The following is a 22,300-nucleotide window of genomic DNA, read 5'->3' on the forward strand; positions in this document are numbered from 1 at the left end:
AGAGCCGCCATTCCTCGCGAAACAACAAAGCCGCGCCTGCGCCATCCTCCGCTGCGCTGCGGTCGCAAGCGATGTGTCGGCGCTCGCCTCCGGCCGGTCGATCGCCATCGAGGCCGCAATGGCGCGGGCTCGAAACGGAAAACGGAGACTTATCATGGCGACCATCGGCACCTTCAAGAAGACCGGCTCGAACGAGTTCACCGGCGAAATCGTCACCCTCAACCTCCAGTCCAAGGGCGTCCGCATCGTCCCCGACCTGCGTGCCAGCGGCGAGAACGCCCCCAGCCATCGGATCCTGGTAGGCCGCGCCGAAATCGGCGCCGCCTGGTCCAAGCGCTCCAACGAGGGCCGCGACTATCTGGGCCTCAAGCTCGACGATCCGAGCTTCACCGCTCCGATCTACGCCAACCTCTTCGATGACGAAGACGGCGAGGGTTACTCGCTGATCTGGTCCCGCCCCAACGGTCGCCGCGGCGACTGAGGCGGCGAAACAAGGCCCCGGCCGGACGGCCGGGGCCGCCTTCCCAGGTATTGGTGCCTGCCCCCATAGTCCCGACACGACCGAAGGCGCACTACCCGGTTTTACTACGAAATCGACCAGCCGAATCTTGGGCGCACCAACAACTTCAGATCGATCCGGCGAATCAGCCTGTTCGAACTGGCGTGACACAGACCTCCAGCAAGGTCTTTAGGCTGGCGGAAAAGGGCAAGGACGACTAAAATAGCCGTAGTTCTGGAACTCGCGTCGGTTGCGATGGGAGGTGATCATGCATGATCACCGCCCGACAATCCCGGGCCGCACGCGCGCTACTGGGTTGGACGCAGGAGACGCTCGCTGACAAGGCCCGCCTATCGCTGACAGCACTCAAACGCCTCGAATCCGAAAGCGGGCTCGATGTGTACGAGACGACACGCGATCAAGCACGCAGGGCGTTGGAAGCCGCTGGCATCGTTTTCCTGTCGACCGACCGAGGGCAAGGAGTGCTGCTGGTCGATGATCGCGGAAACAGGCCAAACAGATCTACTGGTTAACGCTGACCTGTGGATAGAAAAGCCTGCTGGCGCTCAAAGTGCCTCCGCTTCGGACCAAACATGGTTAAGTGACAGACGTCGTGTATCCACCGAGTCTTCACCATGATCGAACCGTTCGAGGAAATCGCGCCGTCCGGGCAGGAGCTCACCGACTACGACAAATCGCATGCCAAACTCTACATGCGTTTGCTGGATGCGGCCGCTGACGGCGCCCATTGGGAGGAAGCTGTACAAGTGCTGTTCGGCCTCGATCCCGCTCACGAGCCGGAACGCTGCCGACGCCTCCATGACAGCCATCTGACACGCGCCCGCTGGATGACTCACACCGGTTATCGACACCTTCTTCGTCGGGCCGACGGCGGATAGGTTCGTAAACCGCGTGATGCCCTTTCGACATCACGCGATGCCATCCCTCAAACTTCCAACACCCCCTCGGTGCAGCAAAAAATATGCGCCCGACTTACGCGGACCATGCGGGGAGTTGATACGATGAGGCCCGATACATCAGACTGGCGAAACGACCGCTGCTACGATTTCTTCGATACACTGCCGATCGAAGGCCTCGCGTGGGAATGCCTTCGCAGACACATTCCCTATCAGAAACAATACGCCAGCCTGGTCGATGCCAGCGCCGAAACCTTGCCGCTGCCTCGCGAAGTGCAGCAGCATTGGGGGTTACGATTTCGCAGCAAGGCCAGGTCTTTCCGCAGCGGAGCAGCAGGTGATGTGGTCGCCATCAGTCGACCCAGCCATCATCTTCCTGACGCGCCGGCCAGGCTTTCTGCCCTCCGTCCAGACCGCACTCGCGGATAGGTACGCCGCGGAGCGTAACGGTCCCGAAGGATCATACACCAATCTTCCCGATTGCGGCCTCCAGGTCCTTTTTCTTCCCGACACATCCCCGAACGATCAACTCGCAGCAGTCATTCCGATTGATGACGATCTCCTTGATCGCATCGACGCAATCGCACGGTTTTCGCGTGCCTGGCTCAAACGTCCGTTGTCGCGTGACACCCGCATGACCGTCGATCAGCGTCGCCGCTTTCGATTGAGGCTGCGCGCCGCCGATGGTCGTATGAACGGCGCCACCTATCGCGAGATCGCCATTGCTATCTACGGCGCGGCGCGCGTTGATAGCGAACCTTGGAAGACATCGTCGCTGCGTGACGCCGCCATCGCCTTTGTCGAAGCCGGAATTGCGCTCATCGACGGCGGCTATCTGCGGCTGCTCCGACATCGCCGCCGTAGCTGACAGCCGGCAGGTATGCATGTTGCACATCTTTGACGGCAGGCTGACTGGTTTCCGCATCTCTGGAAGGGCGTCAAAAGGCGAATTGTGAGTGGATATCCGTCAGGCGCCTTCTGGAGCGGGGAACGCGAAAGCCGTTCTTCGCCAATGCCGCTTCGCGAATGACAGCTCACGCCAGAACACCCGCCATTCGCGGATTAAAAAGCTGCCCTGCGGCTCTGCGCCCCATTGCCGTGTCAGTTCGAGGTTCAGCCACACTTTGCTTCGGCACGGTCTGCAAGGTCGGTGACGACGTCGATTACGTCCAGAAGACGGACATAGACGTACTCCAAGAACAACCGCATTTCGGTGAGTTCGAGATTTTTGGAAGTCGTATAAAAGCTCGCCGGAGTCGCGTGGAGCAGGCGCGAGGTATACCGGTATATGTACTGATACTCCGGTTCCATACCGACGGCCTTCGCGGAATCGAACCAATTCCACTTCGATACGCCGCCAGCCTCGTCGATAAGCGACTGACTAAAACGATCGACGAAGTCCAGGCGTACCTGTCGCTTGGTCTCGAGATTCGCCTGAGCTGCTATCACCGCCTTCTTCCTGATCAGATGAGCTTGGAATCCATAGCCGTTGACCTTGGCGTCGGCCGCGTAGGCGATAAAATGCCGCCGAGCCTCGAAATCGATTACGTCCATCCGAGCCTTCTCAGCGTTGCGGACGATTTCAGCCGTCAGGTTCTCGCCATGCTCTTCTTGGAGCGCCATCATTCCCGGTATCGGATCGTCGCGCTCCGCGATGACGTCGAGGAACTGAGCTTCGGCTTCTAGGTGGGCGATATGTTGCGAGGTGTGATCCTCTCCGTCCTTCAGCGAAAGAATAAGAAAACGAAGAGATTTCAGGGGCGTCGCCTGGATAGTCCTGAGCCATACTAGCAACTCGAAGACGTACCGAGTCAGAGAGATGACACCGAGCGTTTCCAAGACAACGACGTTGTTCGCCACTAGGATCTGACAGCGACCAAGGGCTTCCGCTCCAATTTCGCAGGGCAATAGCGTCTCTGCCCGCTCCCGTCCTTCTAGGGTGGTGATCTGCGGTTCGGCCATGATCGCCCTGACCCGCTGCGTCAGTTCCGCGATGGTCGGTGCGAGATCCTGAATCTCAGCGGCGATCGTTGCCACCCTGCTTTCGGCGTTTTCCATCACTTCTCCAGATTCCGCTGCGGCTGCTTCCGTCATGCCAGCGCAATCGTGAGGGGCCGCAATCTTGCCTTGCTATTAGAAACCGCCAGTCGCCTCCCGCTCGTCGGAGCCTACCCGCTGGGAATCCCCAATCGGACTCTTTCGTTCCGGTCAATCTAGCGGGGCCTTGGCACAAGAATTAGGCTGTTAACGCATAAAGCCGGAACGAAATCGCTCCTCTGATGCACGGCCATATGCGCAGTAGGGAATCGACGAATATTCGAACGAACCCTAAACGGGATCGACTGGATACCAAACACGGGAAACATCATGGATGCGTACGCCGACAAACCGATCATCCGCGACATGCGCGTGCGTCAGGGAGAAACCATCAAGCTACCGAATGATGGGCCTACCATGCAGGAGATCACGTGCGACGACATAGCCAGATTGGCACTGGCCATGCATGATCACAGCTATTTCTTCTCACTTTGCCGAGGTCTTAGCATAAGATTCAGCCGGGACTTGAACGGCAGCGGGACGCAGGGCCTCTACATCACAAAGAAAAGCGACGAGACGAATCCTCCACATCTGATTCAAGTCTTTTTCGACTACACCTACGAGAAGGATGGCGAGTTCCTCTACGAAGCCGACCTCATTATGGATAAAGGCAAGGACTACGAGCCTACTGTAAACAGGGGCAAGCACCGGTTCGTGGCCAACTCGGCCGCCATCCAGATCGACTGGAACAGTGACGAAACCCAGCAGTGGCGATCGGATATCGAACGCCTTTCGAGGTCGCCCGACACTCTGAGCGGCTGGATAGAAGACGACTTGGAGATGCTAGGTCGTGTTGACAAAAGATTTCAGCCATAGTCGCATGGCGGCGAGGTTGAGGAAGCTCTCGAACGAGAGCAGGGTTTTGTCATAGCGTGTTGCAATGCGTCGTTGCTGTTTTAGCTTGCCGAACATGCGCTCGACGCGGTTGCGGTCCTTGTAGCGGCGATAGTCGGGATGCTCTGGCACCTTGCGGTTCGAGCGAGGCGGGATGATCGGCAGGATGCCCCGGACCAGCAGGCTTTCCCGGAAGCGATCACCATCATATCCCTTGTCCGCGAGCAGCGCCTTGGGTGTGGCGACGGGGATCGCCATCAGCGGTTCGGCAGCAGTGTAATCGGAAGCCTCGCCGCCGGTCAGGATGAAGCCGACAGGCAGTCCTTGATTGTCGCAGCGGGCGTGGATTTTGCTCGTAAAGCCGCCGCGTGATCGACCAAGAGCGTTCGCACAAGCCCCCCTTTTCCGCCCGCTGCCGAGACGTGGCCGCGAACGCTGGTGCTGTCGATCATGTGTTGCCAGTCGTCGGTTAGACCCAGATCGACCAGTGTTTGCAGCAGGGCATCCCAGACACCCTGTTCGGCCCAGCGCCGGAAGCGGACATAGACCGAGTTCCACTTGCCGTAGCGCTCGTGCATGTCGCGCCAGGGGCAGCCGACCCGCAGCACGTGAAGCATTCCATTGAGGAACCGCCGGTTATCGCCCGCCGGCCGCGCCCAACGACCGCGCTCAGGCGGCAGCAGCGGCCCAATCAGATCCCACTCCGCTTCCGACAAATCCCCGCGACCCATGACTGCTCCTCAAAAAGCAGTCTTGAATCAGAAGTCGACGCGATTGGGAATCCCTTTTGTCAACACGGCCTAGTAAGATGCGGCTCCGGATACTTCTGTCGTAAGCCCGCGATCCTCACCAAAAATGACCTTAAACGGTACGTCGCAGCGGGATTGAGCCTGGAAGACCTAAAGACTCGGCTCAAGTGCACGAAATGCGGCAAGCGCGGAGCCCGCGTCACGGTGTTCTGATGCCATATCTTGGCTGAGTTGGCCATTCAGATTTCGGGGAGGCCCAGCAAACACACGTTTCTAACCATCAGCGTGTAGATCGGCGCAACCTAGCTTTGTCTGGAATGACCGCTCTCTGTTGAATCTGCCGTTCGGCAAAATTTCTTTCGATGGCGGTTTTGTCCCAGCCCCGGTCAGTTGCATCAAATTGTGGTCGCCCGGGGAATGCCCGCCTCCAAGCACACGAAAAATTCAATTGAACGGCGAGAAGTGGCGCTCTGCCGCCGAGAGGGTTGCACGGCGAACGACCGGTTTCAGGATTAGCAGAGCTGCTCCCGAAGTGCGTGCATTGGCCGTTCCGGTGACCACTGACAATACCGGAGCCTCCAACGCCGGGCCATTTTTGTCCGGTCGGCTATCCCGGCGGTGACCAACATGCGTGCCGCTGACACCTAGCCGTCAGAATGGCAGGGGTGGGAAATTTAGCCACCCCAAGCTCCCCATCCCTCCCGCCGACGGTTCTCCGCCACCGTGGTCGTTGTCAGCCGCTGATCGCCAGCGGCCCCCAGCAACCCCACGGAGGCCCGCACCATGCGACCCGATATCGCCGCGATCCCGCCACGCTACCTGCGGACCAAGGAAGCCGCCGAGTTTCTCAGCCTGTCCGCCCGCACGCTCGAAAAGCATCGCACCTACGGGACCGGCCCCGCGTACCGCAAACTCGGCGGACGTGTCGTCTATTCGGTCGACGATCTCGAAACCTGGGCAGCACGCGGTGCTGTTACCTCGACCTCCGATCCGCGCGGCTCCGTTCTGCCTGCGAAGCGTCAGGCGCTACCGACCGGTCAGATCGCCGGCCGATACGCACGCTGATCGCGGTCGGCCCCTTTCATGGTGGTGCAGTGTCGCGACCCTTCGGAGCGTGGGCAACTCGATCTGTTTCGCGCGCTGCCTGGCGACTTCGCGCCACGAGATGCGCAGGATCTCATGGCCTATCCCTTCTTCTCCCTCTCCAAATCGCACCGCATCGCGCCGATCGACTTCGCCGCAGGCGGCATCTCGATCCGCGTCGAGGCAGTTCCCGATCATGGCATGGCCACGATCTGGGATGCCGACATCCTGATCTGGGCCGCCAGCCAGATCGTCGAAGCTCGCGATACAGGTCTGCGCACCTCTCGTCTCATGGCGGCGACGCCATACGAAATCCTCACCTATGTCGGACGCGGCACGTCCGTGCGCGATTATCAGCGCCTCAAAGCCGCATTGGACCGCCTGCAATCGACAACGATCTCGACCTCGATCCGTCAGCCTGCCGAGGGACGGCGACACCGCTTCTCGTGGATCAACGAATGGCAGGAACGCACCGACCGATACGGGCGGCCAGACGGCATTGAGCTGATCGTCCCCGACTGGTTCTACAAAGCCGTTCTCGACGACGCGCTCATCCTCACCATCGATCCGGCCTATTTCCAACTCACCGGCGGTCTCGACCGCTGGCTCTACCGCATCGTGCGCAAGCATGGCGGCCGCCAGCGCGACGGCTGGCGTTTCGAGCTGCGCCATCTCCACCTCAAATCCGGTAGCCTGTCCCCGTTCAAACGCTTCGCGTTCGAGCTGCGCGACATCGTGCGGCGTCAGCCGCTGCCCGGCTACGTCCTGTCGCTCGAGGTGGAGATCGGCGGTCGCACGCTTCTCGCCTTCGAGCCGCAGGCGGCCTGTGGAAAACCTGTGGATGGCCTCGTGCTATCGGGAACCAGGACTATCGTGCCATCGGGAACCCGATGCTCGTGCTATCAGGAACCCAAATCGGGCCTAAGCTCCAGAAATCACGGTCAAAATTGCGCCCCTAACTTAGAGTCTAACCAAGAATCTAACTCTGAAGAACGCGCGCGCGATGTGGAAAACCTCATTCGCGCCGCCGCGAGGAACCTCCGCGCCACCGGCAAAGCACCCGCTCTCGGCGCTTCTTCGGCCCAGGCAGGCCGGAAGGGAAGCGAGCCGCTCGCCACCGATCAGCTTCCGCTCTGTGCCCGGCCTGGAGGTGCGCGATGATCGTGGCGTTCCTCAATCAGAAAGGCGGCGTCGGTAAGACGACGTTGGCGCTCAACCTCGCCGGTGAACTCGCCGAACGCGGCAAGCGTGTCACCCTGATCGACGCGGACCCGCAGGGCTCGGCACTCGACTGGTCTGAGCAGCGCAGCCGTGAGGGCCTGCCGCGCCTCTTCGGTGTCATCGGCCTGGCGCGCGACACGCTCCACCGCGAAGCGCCCGAACTGGCCCGAGACGTCGATCACGTTGTCATAGACGGACCACCGCGCGTCGCCGGGCTCATGCGCTCCGCGTTGCTCGCCGCCGATCTCGTGCTGATCCCCGTGCAGCCATCGCCGCTCGACGGCTGGGCGTCGGCTGAGATGCTGGCACTGCTTTCGGAAGCGCGCATCTATCGCCCCGAGCTTGCCGCCCGCTTCGTCCTCAATCGCTGCGGCGCGCGTACCATCCTTGCGCGGGAGACGGCCGAGACCCTGGCCGATCACGACCCGCCGCTTCTTGCCGCCACCATCGGCCAGCGCATCGTCTTCGCCGCTGCGGCGCAGACCGGTCGCTTGGCCTTCGAACTCGACGACGCGACATCGGCCGCCCGCGAAATCGCGGCACTCGCCGACGAACTCCTCCGTCTTCGTCTCGACGGGAGCGCACCATGAACGATCGATCCCCCCGTCGCGGTTTCGCCTCGCGGCCGGCCGATGCCGATCAATGGATCAAGGCCGCTGAAAGCACGCCGCGCGCACCCGACGCCACAGGGTTCACCGCCAGACTCACCATCGACGTGACGCCCGAGTTGCGCGGCCGGATCAAGATCACCGCCTTCGGCCGCGGCGTCACCGTCGCCGACATGCTGCGCGAACTCCTCGCGCGCGAATTCTCACCGACCCAAGGAGACCCCTCGTGACCAGCGTCGCGCCCCTCCGCGAGCGCCGCGGCACGATGCCGTCAGCGCTCTCCCACGACGACATGACCGATGTCGAACTGACGTGGATCGAAAAGAAGATCGAATACTGGATCAGGTTCGGCCACGAGGCGCACGAGCAGGTCCTCGACCGCCGCCGGCGTGTCGTTTCCTTCCGGCCCAACACCGTCTTTGCCTTCGTGCGATGGGCAGGCAACGACTTCGGCACCATCATCTCGCGCATCGACATCGTGCGCGCAGTCGAACCGGGTGAGCCGCACCAGACGCTGCCCTTCGTGCGGCCGGGCGGCGAGATACTGCTCAAGATCGAGGGCTGGCCAAAGGTCGAAGACGTGCTGCGCCATGTCGACGCCATTGAAGCCATCGGCATCGATGCGGACGCCGTTTCGCCGGACCACTGGCGGCACGTCCATAACCAGATGGCGGTCGGACATCAGCCCCGCGCCTATACGCCAGAACAGCACCGCGCCTTCCTCCTACGCGGGAAGGTCCAACCGTGACGCGCCCCGGCCTCTTCCTCGTCACGGCGCTCGCCACGATGGGCGTCGGCTATCCGGCGCTCACGCCGATGCCGATCAAGCTCATGTGGAACGCATCAGCCAGCGCGCCGATCGGCTTCTACACGATCGACTTCGACGGGCCGTTCGAAGCCACCGATCTCGTCGCTGTCGATGTTCCCGAGCCACTCGCGACCTTTCTCGCGACACGCGGCTATCTGCCCAAGGGCGTGCCGCTCCTCAAGCGCGTCCTCGGCACCTCCGGGCAGACAGTTTGCCGCTCGAACCTCACCATCACCATCGATGGCATCGAGGTCGGCGCGGCGCTGGAGCAGGATCGCATCGGACGCGATCTGCCTGTCTGGCAGGGCTGCCGCCGCATCCACTCCGGCGAAGTCTTCCTCATGAACTGGGAGGTCCGCGACAGTCTCGACGGTCGCTACTTCGGCCAGACCTCCACTGACCAGATCATCGGCCGCGCGGTCCCGCTGTGGACCGACGAAGAAGGAAACGGCCGCTTCGAATGGCGCGCGCCGACGCGGTGAGCGCGCGACCAGCGGCGCTTGCACCGCCGCCGATCTCATCACCGCAGCACAATCGACAGGAGATCCGCATGACACAGATTGGAGAATTCACGAAGCTGAAGACCGGCTATTCCGGGCGCATACGCACGCTCAGCCTCGACATTGCCGTCGCTATCGTGACGGCGGAGGCGAGCGAAACCGAGAACGCGCCGGACTACCGCGTTCACGCCGAGAGCGAGGAAGGCCCAGAGATCGGCGCGGGCTGGAAACGCTCCAGCGACAAGGCCGGCGACTTCGTCTCGATCCAGCTCGACGATCCTACATTCCCGCAGCCGATCCGCGCCAATCTCTTCCAGAACGGCGACGACAAGACCTCCTGGTCGCTGCACTGGTCGCGTCCGCGCGACCGCGCCGAGAAGGACTGACCGATGCCCGCTCGCCGTCCATCGACGAGCCATCGGAGTGCGCATGGGCGGCATCACGCCGCCCGGCGCATGGCTCTCCTTCTCCTTTCCGGCCTGGCCCTCGCGGCCGGCGCGACCGGCACGGCTCTCGCGCAGTCAGCACCGGCGGCACGCACTGTCTCCCTCGATCCGCACGCAGCCTTCGTGGTCGAAGCCTCCCAGCGCTTCGGCATTCCCGAGCACTGGATCATCGCCGTCAAGCGCGCCGAAAGCGCGGGCGATGTGCGGGCGATATCGTCGGCCGGCGCACAGGGGCTGATGCAAGTCATGCCCGCCACATGGACCGAGCTTCGTGCGCGCTATGGCTTCGGCCGCGATCCTTATGACCCGCGCGATAACATTCACGCGGGCACGGCTTACCTGCGCGAAATGTACGACCGCTACGGCAACATCCCGGCGATGCTGGCCGCCTACAATGCAGGTCCGGCGCGCTACGACGACTACATTCAAAGGGGCCGTACACTTCCGGCCGAAACGCGCGCTTACGTCGCGCTGCTCGCTCCGCAGCTTGACGCGACGTCGCCATCGAGCGCTCCGTCCATTGCGCCGCCACCGCCACCCGATTGGCGCGAGGCGCCGCTTTTCGTCGTGCGTTCCACCGCCGCCGGTTCAGTCGTTTCACCGCCGGGCAACACGCATCCGGACGATAGCCGCGCCTCCGTCGCGGCGGGTTCGCCCGATGCCATCGACAGGTCGAATGCGCCCCTCGTCGTCGCTCGTTCCGACCAGGGAGCGCCACAATGAGCCCCGCAAGCGTCTTTCGCGCTCTATCGTGGCCCAGCGCAACATGGAGAGCGCAACGGAGGGAGGCAGGCAGAACAACCGTACGATGGCAGGATAAAAGGCCGCACATTGTGCGTCGGTCGGGCGGTTGTTTTTGCTCAGGTTTCCGGCGCGCTCCGCACGTTGCCACGCGCTGGCGCAATGTGCGCTGGACGCCCAACATCCTGTATCAGCGCGGATTTTCGCACATTGCGGGCTCGCGTCATGGCCGATGACCACGAGTTTCGCGTTCGGCCTGGGCGCATCCGCTCGAGACGCGCGCAATCGGCCCGCCCATTCATCGCGCAGGCGCTCGCCGCGGCGAAAAAGGCCGGCGGCGGCGTCTCGCGTTCCGGGCGCATCACCTCCGCCAGTCGCTCGCGCTTTGGCCGAGGACAGCGCGCCAGCATCCAGGCGAACCGCCTGATCACGGCGCGCACACGCGGCGCGGTCATCAAGGCCCGTGTCGTCCGGCACTCCGGCCGTGTTGCACCGCTCGGCACGCATCTCGATTATCTGCGCCGCGATGGCGTGACCCGGGATGGAGAAAAGGCGCGGCTGTTCGGGCCGGGCACGGAGGAAGCGGACGGGCGCAGTTTCGCCCAGCGGTGTGAGGACGACCGTCATCATTTCCGCTTCATCGTCTCGCCGGACGACGCCGTGGAGATGTCGGACCTGAAGTCCTTCACCCGCGATCTGGTCGGCCAGATCGAGAAGGACCTCGATACGCGGCTCGATTGGGTCGCGGTCGATCACTGGAACACCGAGCATCCTCACATCCACCTGATCGTGCGCGGCGTCCGCGACGACAGCCAGGACCTCGTGATTTCCCGCGACTACATCAAGGAAGGCATGCGCGACCGAGCGCGCGACTTCATCACCCAGGAACTGGGGCCACGCACCGATCTCGACATCCGCCGCGCTCTCGAGCGCCAGATCGAGGCGGAGCGCTGGACGCAGCTCGACCGGCAGCTCGTCCGCGACGCCGGCAAATCCGGCATCATCGATCTTGCTCCGCATGCCGACCGCCAGCCCGACGAATTCCATACCCTGAAAGTCGGGCGGCTGCGCAGGCTGGAAGTGTTTGGCATCGCCGGACAGGCCGGTCCTGGGCAATGGTTCATCAAACCCGAAGCCGAAACGGTCCTGCGCGAACTTGGCGAGCGCGGCGACATCATCAAGCGGCTGCACCGCGCGCTCACGGAACGCGGCATCGAACGCGGCTCGGCAAACTACGTCCTGGCTGGCGAAAGCCTCGATACTCCCGTCATCGGCCGCCTGGTCGAACGCGGCCTCGACGACGAGCTGAAGGGGACTGCCTATGCCGTGGTCGATGGCGTCGATGGCCGGACCCATCATATTCGCCTGCCGCATCTCGACGCGGCGGGCGACAGCGCGCCGGGTTCGATCGTCGAGTTGCGCACCTTCGAGGATGCGCGCGACGAACGCCGCGTGGCGCTCGCCGTCCGTTCAGATCTCGATCTCCAGCATCAAGTGAGCGCCACCGGCGCGACCTGGCTCGACCGACAATCCATCGCCCGCGAGCCCATCGCCATGGCGGATGGCGGCTTCGGCGCCGAGGTGCGGCAGGCGATGCAGCAACGCGCGGACCATCTGGTCGGCGAAGGTCTCGCCGAGCGACAGGGCCGGCGCGTCATCTTCACCCGCAACCTGATCGATACGCTTCGCCGCCGCGAGGTCGGTGCCGTGGCCGATAAGCTGGCGAAGGAAACGGGCCAACCGTTCAAGCCGGCCGGCAATGGCGAATACGTCGCCGGCGCCTATCGCCAGCGCCTGACCCTCGCATCCGGCCGCTTCGCCATGATCGATGACGGTCTTGGGTTCCAGCTCGTGCCCTGGTCGCCGTCCCTCGAAAGCCAGCTTGGCAAGCACGTCTCCGGCGTCGCCCGCGGCGACGGCGGCGTCGACTGGAGTTTCGGCCGCAAGCGGGGGCTCGGCCTCTAATCACCTGACAAGAAAGGACCGCCGCAATGTCCGCGACCAAAATCCTCTGGGGGCAGATCGCCGTCGTCTTCCTGATCGTGCTGCTCACCACCTGGGCGGCAACGCAATATGTGGCATGGAGCCTCGGCTTCCAGGCTCAGCTCGGTGCGCCTTGGTTCGTCCTCCTGGGCGTGCCGATCTACTATCCGCCGGCCTTCTTCTGGTGGTGGTATTTCTATGACGCCTATGCGCCGGAAGTTTTCGCCAAGGGCGGGATGATCGCGGCGTCGGGCGGCTTCATCGCCGTCGCCGTCGCCATCGGCATGTCAGTCTGGCGCGCACGCGAAGCGAAGAACGCCGCGACCTACGGCTCCGCGCGATGGGCTGAAAAGGAGGAAGTGAAGTCGGCGGGCTTGCTCAATCCCGATGGCGTCGTGCTCGGCCGCTATGACCGCGACTATCTGCGCCATGACGGACCCGAGCATGTCCTGTGTTTCGCGCCGACGCGGTCGGGCAAGGGCGTCGGCCTGGTCGTACCGTCACTGCTAACCTGGCCGGGCTCGGCCATCGTCCACGACATCAAAGGGGAAAACTGGCAGCTCACCGCAGGCTTTCGCGCCCGACATGGCCGCGTGCTGCTGTTCGATCCGACCAACCCGAAATCGTCAGCCTATAATCCGCTGCTCGAGGTGCGGCGCGGCGAGTGGGAAGTCCGCGACGTCCAGAACATCGCCGACATCCTCGTCGATCCCGAAGGGTCGCTCGAAAAGCGAAACCACTGGGAAAAGACCAGTCACGCCCTGCTGGTCGGCGCGATCCTGCACGTCCTCTATGCCGAGGACGACAAGACGCTCGCCGGTGTCGCCGCCTTCCTCTCCGATCCGAAGCGCCCGATCGAGTCGACCCTCGACGCGATGATGAAGACCAGCCACCTCGGCGAAGCGGGACCGCACCCGGTCATTGCCAGCGCCGCGCGTGAGTTGCTGAACAAATCCGACAACGAACGGTCCGGCGTGCTCAGCACCGCCATGTCGTTTCTCGGCCTCTACCGCGATCCTGTCGTGGCCGAGGTGACACGGCGCTGCGATTGGCGGATCAACGACATGGTGGGTGGCAAGCTTCCGACCACCCTCTACCTCGTCGTGCCGCCCTCCGACATCAACCGCACCAAGCCGCTCATCCGCCTGATCCTTAATCAGGTTGGTCGCCGGCTCACCGAGGATTTGCAGGCAAAGGCGGGGCGTCATCGGATACTGCTCATGCTCGACGAATTTCCCGCGCTCGGCCGTCTCGATTTCTTCGAGAGCGCGCTGGCGTTCATGGCAGGCTACGGCCTCAAAAGCTTCCTGATCGCGCAGTCGCTGAACCAGATCGAGAAGGCTTATGGCCCCAACAACTCGATCCTCGACAACTGCCATGTCCGCGTTTCGTTCGCCACCAACGACGAACGTACCGCCAAGCGTGTCTCCGATGCCCTCGGGACAGCGACCGAGATGAAGGCGATGAAGAATTACGCCGGCCATCGGCTTTCACCCTGGCTCGGCCACCTGATGGTGTCGCGCTCGGAGACCGCGCGCCAGTTGCTGACACCCGGCGAAATCATGCAACTGCCGCCGACCGACGAGATCGTCATGGTCGCCGGAACGCCGCCGATCCGGGCGAAGAAGGCGCGCTACTACGAGGATGTCCGCTTCAAGGAACGCATCCTGCCGCCACCTGAACTGGCACGGCCCGCCGAAGGTCGACCGGACGACTGGAGCAGGCTGCGGATCCCGGCTCGCCCGGACACGAGCGACAGCGCCGACCCAACGGTCATCTCCGACGAGGAAGAAGATTCGACTGAGTCCGAGCGTCGCCATCAGCCTGAACTCAGCCGGGTGAAGCCCGTCGAGAAGATGGCGCCGATCGACAACGAATTCGAGTTCGGTCTGCCCGATGACACTGAGGATGACGCCGCACGCAATCAGCGCCTGACTCGCGCGATGGGCGGCGTTGCCCGCCAGGTCTCGCTCGATCCCAATGACGGCATGGAACTGTAGCATCATGACTAGCCGCAAGAAAAAGGTGCAAATCTCCGTCTATCTCGACCCCGACATCATGGCGATGCTCACCGACTATGCCGCGCGGCGCGAACAATCGCTCTCCCTGATCGCCGAGGCGGCCATCGCGTCCTTCCTGTCGCCGGACGATGCGCAGCGGCGGGAGGCCGTCGTCGCCAAACGCCTCGACCAGATCGACCGCCGCCTCACGCGCATGGAGCGCGATGTCGGAATCTCCGTCGAGACCATGGCCGTGTTCATCCGGTTCTGGCTCACCACGACGCCGGCACTGCCCGAGACCGCCGCCCAGGCCGCGCGGGCCATGGTCGGGAAGCGCTACGAGGCTTTCATCACGGCGCTTGGACGTCGATTGGCGCAAGGGCCGAAGCTCCGGCAGGAGATCGTCGAAGATGTAGGCGAATCGCCGACGGGAGAGACGGCGAGCGGTTGATAGAATCCGCTGGCCCGGGATCAAGAGCAGCGCCTCACCGCCGTTCTCCTGTATTTGCACGCCACGCTACTACGACGACCGATACTTGTTGAACCGATCCGTTTCCGGGCTCTTTTAATCACCCCGATCCGGGGACCATCTGTTTTGCCCCGTCAGGAAGCGGGGCAGAAATGACCACAACCAGCCAGAAGCCGGAAGCTCTCGCGCGTGGTGCGCGAATGCTGCGCACGGCGCTCGGTTCGACCATCACCCATCTGCTCGAAGACCCATCCGTCGTCGAGGTGATGTTGAACCCGGACGGTCGCCTCTGGGTGGATCGACTGTCGGAGGGCCTTGCCGATACGGGAGAGCGGCTGTCCGCCGCCGATGGCGAACGCATCGTGCGCCTCGTCGCGCACCATGTCGGCGCCGAGGTCCACCCGCGCAGCCCGCGCGTCTCGGCCGAACTGCCCGAGACCGGCGAGCGGTTCGAGGGCCTGCTGCCGCCCGTTGTCGCCGCGCCAACCTTCGCCATCCGCAAGCCTGCCGTCGCGGTCTTCACGCTCGATAACTATGTGGCAGCCGGCATCATGAATGCCGACCAGGCCGCGACGCTGCGCACGGCGGTCGTCTCGCGCGCCAACATCCTTGTCGCGGGCGGCACCTCCACCGGCAAGACCACGCTCACCAATGCGCTCCTCGCCGAGGTCGCGAAATCATCCGATCGCGTCGTCATCATCGAGGACACGCGCGAGCTGCAATGTGCCGCACCCAACCTCGTCGCCATGCGGACCAAAGAGGGCGTCGCCACGCTCTCCGAGCTGGTCCGATCCTCGCTGCGTCTGCGCCCCGATCGCATCCCCATCGGCGAGGTGCGCGGGGCGGAAGCCCTCGACCTCCTCAAAGCCTGGGGCACCGGCCATCCGGGTGGAATCGGGACGATCCATGCCGGCACCGGAATCGGAGCGCTACGACGCCTCGAACAACTCATTCAAGAGGCCGTCGTCACCGTCCCGCGCGCGCTGATTGCCGAGACCATCGACATCGTGGCCGTCCTGTCGGGTCGCGGCTCCGCACGCCGGCTGGCCGAACTCACCCGCGTCGAAGGGCTCGGCCCCGACGGCGACTACCGCGTCGTCCCCGCACACCCCGCCAGCACAGGAGACCCTAAATGATCCTCACCACCCTGCGCGCTCGCCGCGTCATCGCGGCGGCGGTCGCCTTTACCTATATCAATCTCGTCCTCGTCCCCGCCGCCCATGCCTCCGGCTCGTCCATGCCATGGGAAGCCCCGCTTCAGAAAATTCTCGAATCCATCGAGGGGCCGGTCGCCAAGATCGTCGCCGTCATCATCATCATCGCCACCGGCCTGGCGTTGGCGTTCGGCGACACCTCGGGCGGCTTTCGCAAGCTGATCCAGATCGTCTTCGGCCTGTCGATCGCGTTTGCGGCCAGCTCGTTCTTCCTGTCGTTCTTCTCGTTCGGCGGCGGGGCGCTCGTCTGATGGCAACGAGCTTTGAGCAGCTCGACGCCGTGCCGGGTTTCACGATCCAGGTCCACCGGGCGCTAACCGAGCACATCCTGCTCGGCGGCGCACCGAGGAGCATTGCCATCCTGAATGGCACGCTGGCCGGGGCTGTGGGTCTCGGCCTGCGCCTTTGGCTCGTTGGCCTCGCCATCTGGGCCATCGGCCACTTCGCGGCAGTCTGGGCGGCGAAGCGCGATCCGCTCTTCGTAGAGGTCGGCCGCCGTCATCTGCGCATTCCCGCTCACCTGTCCGTCTGAGGAGGCACATCGCGATGATGAACCTTGCCGAATATCGCCGCACCGCAGCCCGTCTCTCGGACTATCTGCCCTGGGCTGCGCTCGTCGCCGAAGGCGTGGCCCTTAACAAGGACGGGAGCTTCCAGCGCACGGCGCGCTTCCGTGGTCCCGACCTGGATTCCGCCGTCGCGGCCGAGCTGGTCGCCGTCGCCGGGCGGCTCAACAACGCATTCCGCCGGCTCGGTTCGGGCTGGGCGATCTTCGTCGAGGCGCAGCGCCACGAAGCATCGACCTATCCGTCCAGCCTGTTTCCCGACGCCGCCGCGGCCCTCCTCGATGCCGAGCGCAAGGCCGATTTCGAGGAAGCCGGCGCGCACTACATCTCCGGCTACTACCTCACCGTCACCTATCTGCCGCCGGCCGAAGACGCCGCACGCACAGAGGCTTGGCTCTACGAGGGACGCGAGCGCGGCGGCATCGATCCGAAGGAGGTCCTCAACACATTCATCGATCGTACCGATCGCGTGCTCGCGCTGCTCGACGGCTTCATGCCCGAATGCGCCTGGCTCGATAGCAGCGAGACGCTGACCTATCTCCATTCGACAGTTTCGACCAAGCGGCACCGCGTCCGCGTGCCGGAAACCCCGATCTATCTCGATGCGCTGCTCGCCGATCAGCCGCTGACCGGCGGCCTCGAGCCGCGTCTCGGAACGGCCCATCTGCGCATTCTCACCATCGTCGGCTTTCCGACCGTGACCACGCCCGGCATCCTCGACGATCTCAATCGTCTCGCCTTTCCCTACCGCTGGTCGACACGCGCGATCCTGCTCGACAAGACCGACGCGACCAAGCTGCTGACCAAGATTCGGCGACAATGGTTCGCCAAGCGCAAATCGATCGCGGCGATCCTCAAGGAGGTAATGACCAACGAAGCGTCCGCGCTGGTCGATACCGACGCTTCCAACAAGGCTGCCGATGCAGACCTCGCTCTTCAGGAACTCGGCGCCGACTTTGCCGGCCAGGCTTATGTGACCGCCACGGTCGCGGTCTGGGACGACGATCCACGCATCGCCGACGAGAAACTGCGGCTCGTCGAGAAGGTCATTCAAGGCCGTGACTTCACGGCCATGACCGAAACCATCAATGCCGTCGATGCCTGGTTGGGGTCATTGCCAGGGCACGTTTACGCCAATGTGCGCCAGCCCCCCATCTCGACGCTGAATCTCGCCCACATGATCCCGCTTTCGGCGGTGTGGGCGGGGCCGGAACGGGACGAGCATTTCGGGTCGCCCCCCTTGCTGTTCGGCAAGACCGAGGGCTCTACCCCGTTCCGGTTTTCCCTGCATGTCGGCGACGTCGGCCATACGCTCGTCGTCGGCCCCACCGGCGCGGGCAAATCCGTACTGCTCGCCGTCATGGCCTTGCAATTCCGCCGCTACGTCAATTCGCAGGTCTTTGCCTTCGACTTCGGCGGCTCGATCCGCGCCGCCGTGCTCGCCATGGGCGGGGATTGGCATGATCTCGGCGGCGACCTCACCGATGGCGTGGAGTCCTCGATCTCGCTGCAACCGCTCGCGCGCATTCACGACACGCCGGAACGCGGCTGGGCGGCCGACTGGATCGCCGCGATCCTGATCCGCGAAGGCATCGCCATCACGCCGGATGTGAAAGAGCATCTCTGGACGGCGCTCACCTCACTGGCCTCGGCCCCGATCGAGGAGCGCACCATCACCGGCCTCACGGTGTTGCTGCAATCAAACGACCTGAAGCAGGCGCTGCGGCCCTATTGCGTCGGCGGCGCCTATGGCCGGCTGCTCGATGCGGAAGCCGAACATCTCGGCGCAGCATCGGTGCAGGCGTTCGAGATCGAGGGACTGGTCGGGACCGGCGCCGCGCCCGCCGTGCTCTCCTATCTCTTCCATCGCATTGGCGATCGCTTCGACGGGCGGCCGACCCTGCTCATCATCGACGAGGGCTGGCTCGCGCTCGATGACGACGCTTTCTCCGGGCAACTGCGCGAGTGGCTGAAGACCCTGCGCAAGAAGAACGCCAGTGTCATCTTCGCCACGCAGTCGCTGTCGGACATCGACAACAGCGGCATCGCCCCCGCCATCATCGAGAGCTGCCCGACGCGATTGCTGCTGCCGAACGAACGCGCGATCGAGCCGCAGATCACCGCGATCTATCGGCGCTTCGGGCTCAACGACCGCCAGATCGAGATCCTCGCCCGCGCCACGCCCAAGCGGGATTATTACTGCCAGTCGCGGCGCGGCAATCGCCTGTTCGAGCTGGGCCTGTCCGAAGTCGGCCTCGCCCTCGCGGCCGCCTCCTCCAAGACCGACCAGTCCGAGATCGGGCGCACCGTCGCCGAGCATGGCCGCGAGGGCTTCCTCTCCGCCTGGCTACGTCTGCGCGGCGCCGGGTGGGCCGCGGATCTCATCCCCGACCTGACGAACCTCATCCCCCAGCCTGAGAAGGAGTAGAGACCATGACGACCCAACGCTCACGTCGGCGCGCGCTTTCGCTCGCGGCAGTCATCCTGGCGATGCCACTCGCCGCGTCGCCCATGCTGACCGCGCCAGCACACGCGCAGTTCGGCTTCGGCGGTATCGTCTATGACCCTACCAACTACGCCCAGAACGTCCTGACGGCGGCGCGCTCCCTCGAGCAGATCAACAACCAGATCCGCTCGCTCCAGAACGAGGCGCAAAGCCTCATCAACCAGGCCAAGAATCTGGCGAACCTGCCCTATTCGGCGCTCCAGCAGATTCAGCAAAACGTCCAGCGCACGCAGCAGCTTCTCAGCCAAGCGCAGAACATCGCCTTCGACGTCCAGAACGTCGACCAGATGTTCCAGCAGCAATATGGTGGCGTCTCGCTTTCGGCCTCCGATGCCAAGCTCGTCACCGACGCCCGCTCGCGCTGGCAGAACACCGTGGGCGGCTTGCAGGACGCCATGCGGGTGCAGGCCGGCGTCGTCGGCAATATCGACAGCAACCGCACGCAGATGTCCAACCTCGTCAGCCAGAGCCAGGGCGCGCAAGGCGCATTGCAGGCGACCCAGGCCGGCAACCAACTTCTCGCGCTTCAATCTCAGCAGCTTTCCGATCTGGTTGCGCTGATCTCCGCCAATGGCCGCTCCGAGGCGCTCACCGAGGCCGAGCGTGCCGCTGCCGCCGACCAAGGCCGTGAGCAGCGGCGCCGCTTCCTGACGCCTGGTTCGGGCTACCAGCCCGGCAACGCGCAGATGTTCGGCAACGGCAACTGAGGGTGCAGCCATGGACGGCAAGATGCTGGCCCGGTTGGGCGCCGTCGTCTTCGTCGCCGTCGCCATCACGGCGACGGCGATCGAGATGACCCGGAATGAGACGCCTCCGGAGATGGGGCACGCCCGCGTTGTCGAACCCGCGCGTGATCCGCTGCGCGAAGAGCAGCGCCGGTGCCAGCAGCTTGGCCAGGCTGCGGCGAGCGATACCGACTGCATGCGCGTCTGGGCCGAGAGCCGTGATCGCTTCCTTGGCCGCCCTCCGGCACCTGCCGTCCCGACAACAGAAGGACGGTGAACCATGGGCGGCGCAGGCGTCATCGACAATTTCCTCGGGGTCTTCACCTCCTACATCAACAGCGGCTTCGGACTGCTCGGCGGCGAGGTCGCGTTCATCGCTACGACGCTGATCGTCATCGATGTGACGCTTGCCGCCCTGTTCTGGAGCTGGGGCGCGGAAGACGACATCATCGCCCGGCTCGTGAAGAAGACGCTCTTCGTCGGCGTCTTCGCCTATCTCATCGGCAACTGGAACAACCTCGCCAAGATCGTCTTCGACTCGTTCGCGGGATTGGGCCTCAAAGCTTCGGGCACCAGCTTCACCGCGCAGGATCTGATGCGTCCCGGCAAAGTGGCGCAGACCGGGCTGGACGCCGCGCGCCCCTTGCTCGAATCCATCTCCGACCTGATGGGTTGGATCGCGTTCTTCGAGAACTTCATCCAGATCGCCTGCCTGCTCTTCGCCTGGGCGTTGGTGCTGCTCGCCTTCTTCATCCTGGCGATCCAGCTCTTCGTTACCTTGATCGAATTCAAGCTGACGACGCTGGCGGGCTTCGTCCTCATCCCTTTCGGCCTTTTCGGCAAGACCGCTTTCATGGCTGAGCGTGTCCTCGGCAATGTCGTCTCGTCCGGTATCAAGGTCCTCGTTCTCGCGGTCATTATCGGCATCGGCTCGACGTTGTTCAGCCAGTTCACGGCCGGCTTCGGCGGTGCAACGCCCACGATCGACGACGCCATGGCGATTGTCCTCGCCGCGCTATCGCTGCTCGGTCTCGGCATCTTCGGTCCCGGCATCGCTGCCGGTCTGGTCAGCGGCGGACCGCAACTCGGCGCCGGTGCGGCTGTCGGCACCGGGCTTGCCGTCGGTGGGGCTGCGCTCGCAGCTGGTGGCGCGGCAGGCCTTGCCATGAAGGGAGGAGCGGCTGCGATGTCCGGCGGTGCTGCCGCCGTGCGGGGTGGAGCGGCTGCCGCAGGCGGAGCCGCCGCTGCCTACAGCGTCGGCTCGCTCGGCCAGTCCGGAGCCGCTGGCGTCGCCTCTGGTCTCGGCGGCGTCGCCCGCGCGACCGGAGCGGCCACAGTGTCACCCCTGAAGCGCGCGACGGCGCGCGCCGCCGAAGGCGTCAAGTCCAGCTTCTCGGAAGGCGCCAAGGCCGGTTTCGGCGCGACCGGTGGCTCTTCGACCATGGGCGCCATCCCTGGGTCCGGGACGACAGGCGAAGCCGCGGCAACGCCCCGCGACGGCCAGCCCGACTGGGCAAAGCGCATGAAGCGCGGCCAGTCCCTCAGCCACGGAGCCACCCTCGCCGCCCATGCCGTCCGCTCCGGTGACGGCCATGGCGGCGGCTCCTCCGTCAACCTCTCCGAAAGTGACCGCTCATGAACCTCTTCAAACGGCCCTCCGCTCACTATGGGAAATCGCCCGAACCCGAAACGCCCTATCAGAAGGCCGCCCAGGTCTGGGACGAACGGATTGGTTCGGCCCGCATACAGGCCAGAAACTGGCGCATCATGGCCTTCGGCTCGCTGTTCCTGTCGGCCGGTTTCGCCGCCGCACTGGTCTGGCAGTCGGCGCGCGGCACCGTCGTCCCCTGGGTCGTGCAGGTCGATCGTCTCGGCCAAGCGCAATCGGTGGCACCGGCGACGGCCGATTACCGGCCGACCGATCCGCAGGTAGCCTGGCATCTCGCCCGCTTCATCGAGCAGGTCAGAAGCATCCCCGCCGATCCGATCATCGTGCGGCAGAACTGGCTGCGCGCCTATGAATGGACCACCGACCGCGGCGCAGGCGCGCTGAACGACTATGCCCGCACCAACGACCCATTCACCAAGGTCGGCAAGCAACAAATCGCCGTCGAAGTATCGAGCGTCATCCGTGCCTCCCAGGATTCCTTCCGCGTCGCCTGGACGGAGAAGCGTTACGAGAACGGCCAGCTCGCCGAGACCGAACGCTGGACCGCGATTCTGACCATCGTCATCCAGACGCCGCGTGACGCCGAACGGCTGCGCGCCAATCCACTCGGGATCTACGTCAACGCTATCAACTGGTCGCGGGAGATGTCCCAATGAGCGGGCCTC

26 protein-coding genes and 1 pseudogene are annotated in these 22,300 nt (G+C 64.1%); 25 read left to right on the plus strand and 2 right to left on the minus strand.

From position 1 onward, the window contains the following. Positions 1–154 precede the first annotated feature (154 nt). The 5 genes from SPYCW_RS07230 to SPYCW_RS07250 all read left to right on the plus strand — a co-directional run bounded on the left by SPYCW_RS07230 (position 155) and on the right by SPYCW_RS07250 (position 2,284). Entirely contained in the window at positions 155–481 is a 327-nt protein-coding gene (locus SPYCW_RS07230; protein WP_113480781.1) for a DUF736 domain-containing protein, read from the plus strand. A gap of 290 nt (positions 482–771) precedes the next feature. Then, positions 772–1,032, plus strand: coding sequence for a helix-turn-helix transcriptional regulator (locus SPYCW_RS07235; protein ID WP_120216231.1), 261 nt, complete (start codon positions 772–774; stop codon positions 1,030–1,032). Positions 1,033–1,134: 102 nt separating this feature from the next. Beyond that, positions 1,135–1,398, plus strand: a complete 264-nt coding sequence (locus SPYCW_RS07240; protein WP_120216232.1) for a DNA -binding domain-containing protein — start codon at positions 1,135–1,137, stop codon at positions 1,396–1,398. 123 nt (positions 1,399–1,521) lie between these two features. Continuing rightward, positions 1,522–1,845: a transcriptional regulator domain-containing protein gene (locus SPYCW_RS19505; protein ID WP_443029459.1), complete on the plus strand. Its 324-nt coding sequence runs from the start codon at positions 1,522–1,524 to the stop codon at positions 1,843–1,845. Continuing rightward, on the plus strand, positions 1,757–2,284 hold the full coding sequence (locus SPYCW_RS07250; protein ID WP_197715663.1) for a DUF2285 domain-containing protein: 528 nt from the start codon (positions 1,757–1,759) through the stop codon (positions 2,282–2,284). Before SPYCW_RS19505 ends, SPYCW_RS07250 begins: the two co-directional genes overlap by 89 nt. A 245-nt stretch (positions 2,285–2,529) precedes the next feature. On the opposite strand, the gene SPYCW_RS07255 is transcribed toward SPYCW_RS07250, so the two are convergent. Then, positions 2,530–3,510 carry a hypothetical protein gene (locus SPYCW_RS07255; RefSeq protein WP_120216234.1) on the minus strand — a complete coding sequence of 327 codons (981 nt, stop codon included), beginning with the start codon at positions 3,508–3,510 and terminating at the stop codon, positions 2,530–2,532. 273 nt (positions 3,511–3,783) lie between these two features. On the opposite strand from SPYCW_RS07255, the gene SPYCW_RS07260 reads away from it, so the two are divergent. Further along, positions 3,784–4,329 carry a hypothetical protein gene (locus tag SPYCW_RS07260; RefSeq protein ID WP_197715664.1) on the plus strand — a complete coding sequence of 182 codons (546 nt, stop codon included), beginning with the start codon at positions 3,784–3,786 and terminating at the stop codon, positions 4,327–4,329. Here the strand turns inward: SPYCW_RS07260 and SPYCW_RS07265 are convergent. Further along, positions 4,297–5,078, minus strand: a pseudogene (locus SPYCW_RS07265) (IS5 family transposase). The gene SPYCW_RS07260 and the pseudogene SPYCW_RS07265 sit on opposite strands and share 33 nt — an antisense overlap. Before the next feature lie 801 nt (positions 5,079–5,879). On the opposite strand from SPYCW_RS07265, the gene SPYCW_RS07270 reads away from it, so the two are divergent. The 19 genes from SPYCW_RS07270 (at position 5,880) to trbF (ending at position 22,291) form a co-directional block, all read left to right on the plus strand. Further along, positions 5,880–6,161 carry a helix-turn-helix transcriptional regulator gene (locus SPYCW_RS07270; RefSeq protein WP_113480787.1) on the plus strand — a complete coding sequence of 94 codons (282 nt, stop codon included), beginning with the start codon at positions 5,880–5,882 and terminating at the stop codon, positions 6,159–6,161. 114 nt (positions 6,162–6,275) lie between these two features. Then, complete coding sequence (locus tag SPYCW_RS07275) at positions 6,276–7,340, plus strand: replication initiator protein A (RefSeq protein WP_232014866.1); 1,065 nt, start codon at positions 6,276–6,278, stop codon at positions 7,338–7,340. Further along, a complete protein-coding gene (gene parA / locus SPYCW_RS07280) occupies positions 7,337–7,990 on the plus strand; it encodes a ParA family partition ATPase (protein ID WP_120216236.1) in 654 nt (217 codons plus the stop codon). The genes SPYCW_RS07275 and parA overlap by 4 nt, the downstream gene beginning before the upstream one ends. Next, on the plus strand, positions 7,987–8,238 hold the full coding sequence (locus SPYCW_RS07285; protein ID WP_120216237.1) for a hypothetical protein: 252 nt from the start codon (positions 7,987–7,989) through the stop codon (positions 8,236–8,238). Before parA ends, SPYCW_RS07285 begins: the two co-directional genes overlap by 4 nt. Before the next feature lie 35 nt (positions 8,239–8,273). Next, positions 8,274–8,756 carry a DUF2840 domain-containing protein gene (locus SPYCW_RS07290; RefSeq protein ID WP_120218165.1) on the plus strand — a complete coding sequence of 161 codons (483 nt, stop codon included), beginning with the start codon at positions 8,274–8,276 and terminating at the stop codon, positions 8,754–8,756. Beyond that, a complete protein-coding gene (locus SPYCW_RS07295) occupies positions 8,753–9,298 on the plus strand; it encodes a S26 family signal peptidase (protein ID WP_120216238.1) in 546 nt (181 codons plus the stop codon). Before SPYCW_RS07290 ends, SPYCW_RS07295 begins: the two co-directional genes overlap by 4 nt. Continuing rightward, positions 9,277–9,702 carry a DUF736 domain-containing protein gene (locus SPYCW_RS07300; protein ID WP_443029460.1) on the plus strand — a complete coding sequence of 142 codons (426 nt, stop codon included), beginning with the start codon at positions 9,277–9,279 and terminating at the stop codon, positions 9,700–9,702. The genes SPYCW_RS07295 and SPYCW_RS07300 overlap by 22 nt, the downstream gene beginning before the upstream one ends. A gap of 69 nt (positions 9,703–9,771) precedes the next feature. Beyond that, the gene (locus tag SPYCW_RS07305) at positions 9,772–10,485 is read left to right on the plus strand and encodes a lytic transglycosylase domain-containing protein (protein WP_232014867.1); all 714 of its coding nucleotides are present in this window, start codon (positions 9,772–9,774) and stop codon (positions 10,483–10,485) included. Between the two features lie 243 nt (positions 10,486–10,728). Then, the gene (locus tag SPYCW_RS07310; protein ID WP_120216240.1) at positions 10,729–12,468 is read left to right on the plus strand and encodes a relaxase/mobilization nuclease domain-containing protein; all 1,740 of its coding nucleotides are present in this window, start codon (positions 10,729–10,731) and stop codon (positions 12,466–12,468) included. Positions 12,469–12,494: 26 nt separating this feature from the next. Continuing rightward, positions 12,495–14,486, plus strand: a complete 1,992-nt coding sequence (locus SPYCW_RS07315; RefSeq protein ID WP_120216241.1) for a conjugal transfer protein TraG — start codon at positions 12,495–12,497, stop codon at positions 14,484–14,486. Between the two features lie 4 nt (positions 14,487–14,490). Next, a complete protein-coding gene (locus SPYCW_RS07320) occupies positions 14,491–14,937 on the plus strand; it encodes a CopG family transcriptional regulator (RefSeq protein WP_120216242.1) in 447 nt (148 codons plus the stop codon). A 170-nt stretch (positions 14,938–15,107) separates the two neighbouring features. Beyond that, a complete protein-coding gene (trbB, locus tag SPYCW_RS07325; protein ID WP_120216243.1) occupies positions 15,108–16,091 on the plus strand; it encodes a P-type conjugative transfer ATPase TrbB in 984 nt (327 codons plus the stop codon). Next, complete coding sequence (locus SPYCW_RS07330; protein WP_120216244.1) at positions 16,088–16,420, plus strand: TrbC/VirB2 family protein; 333 nt, start codon at positions 16,088–16,090, stop codon at positions 16,418–16,420. Before trbB ends, SPYCW_RS07330 begins: the two co-directional genes overlap by 4 nt. Next, positions 16,420–16,701, plus strand: a complete 282-nt coding sequence (locus SPYCW_RS07335; protein WP_113480799.1) for a VirB3 family type IV secretion system protein — start codon at positions 16,420–16,422, stop codon at positions 16,699–16,701. Before SPYCW_RS07330 ends, SPYCW_RS07335 begins: the two co-directional genes overlap by 1 nt. A gap of 14 nt (positions 16,702–16,715) precedes the next feature. Continuing rightward, positions 16,716–19,163, plus strand: a complete 2,448-nt coding sequence (gene trbE, locus SPYCW_RS07340) for a conjugal transfer protein TrbE (protein WP_120216245.1) — start codon at positions 16,716–16,718, stop codon at positions 19,161–19,163. A 5-nt stretch (positions 19,164–19,168) separates the two neighbouring features. Continuing rightward, on the plus strand, positions 19,169–19,948 hold the full coding sequence (gene trbJ, locus SPYCW_RS07345) for a P-type conjugative transfer protein TrbJ (RefSeq protein ID WP_120216246.1): 780 nt from the start codon (positions 19,169–19,171) through the stop codon (positions 19,946–19,948). 10 nt (positions 19,949–19,958) lie between these two features. Further along, positions 19,959–20,243: a putative entry exclusion protein TrbK-alt gene (gene trbK-alt, locus SPYCW_RS07350; RefSeq protein ID WP_120216247.1), complete on the plus strand. Its 285-nt coding sequence runs from the start codon at positions 19,959–19,961 to the stop codon at positions 20,241–20,243. Positions 20,244–20,246: 3 nt separating this feature from the next. Beyond that, a complete protein-coding gene (trbL, locus tag SPYCW_RS07355; protein ID WP_120216248.1) occupies positions 20,247–21,605 on the plus strand; it encodes a P-type conjugative transfer protein TrbL in 1,359 nt (452 codons plus the stop codon). Further along, positions 21,602–22,291, plus strand: a complete 690-nt coding sequence (gene trbF, locus SPYCW_RS07360) for a conjugal transfer protein TrbF (RefSeq protein WP_120216249.1) — start codon at positions 21,602–21,604, stop codon at positions 22,289–22,291. The genes trbL and trbF overlap by 4 nt, the downstream gene beginning before the upstream one ends. The last annotated feature ends 9 nt before the right edge of the window (positions 22,292–22,300 follow it).

Source organism: Sphingopyxis sp. EG6, from assembly GCF_003609815.1.
Lineage (GTDB): Bacteria > Pseudomonadota > Alphaproteobacteria > Sphingomonadales > Sphingomonadaceae > Sphingopyxis.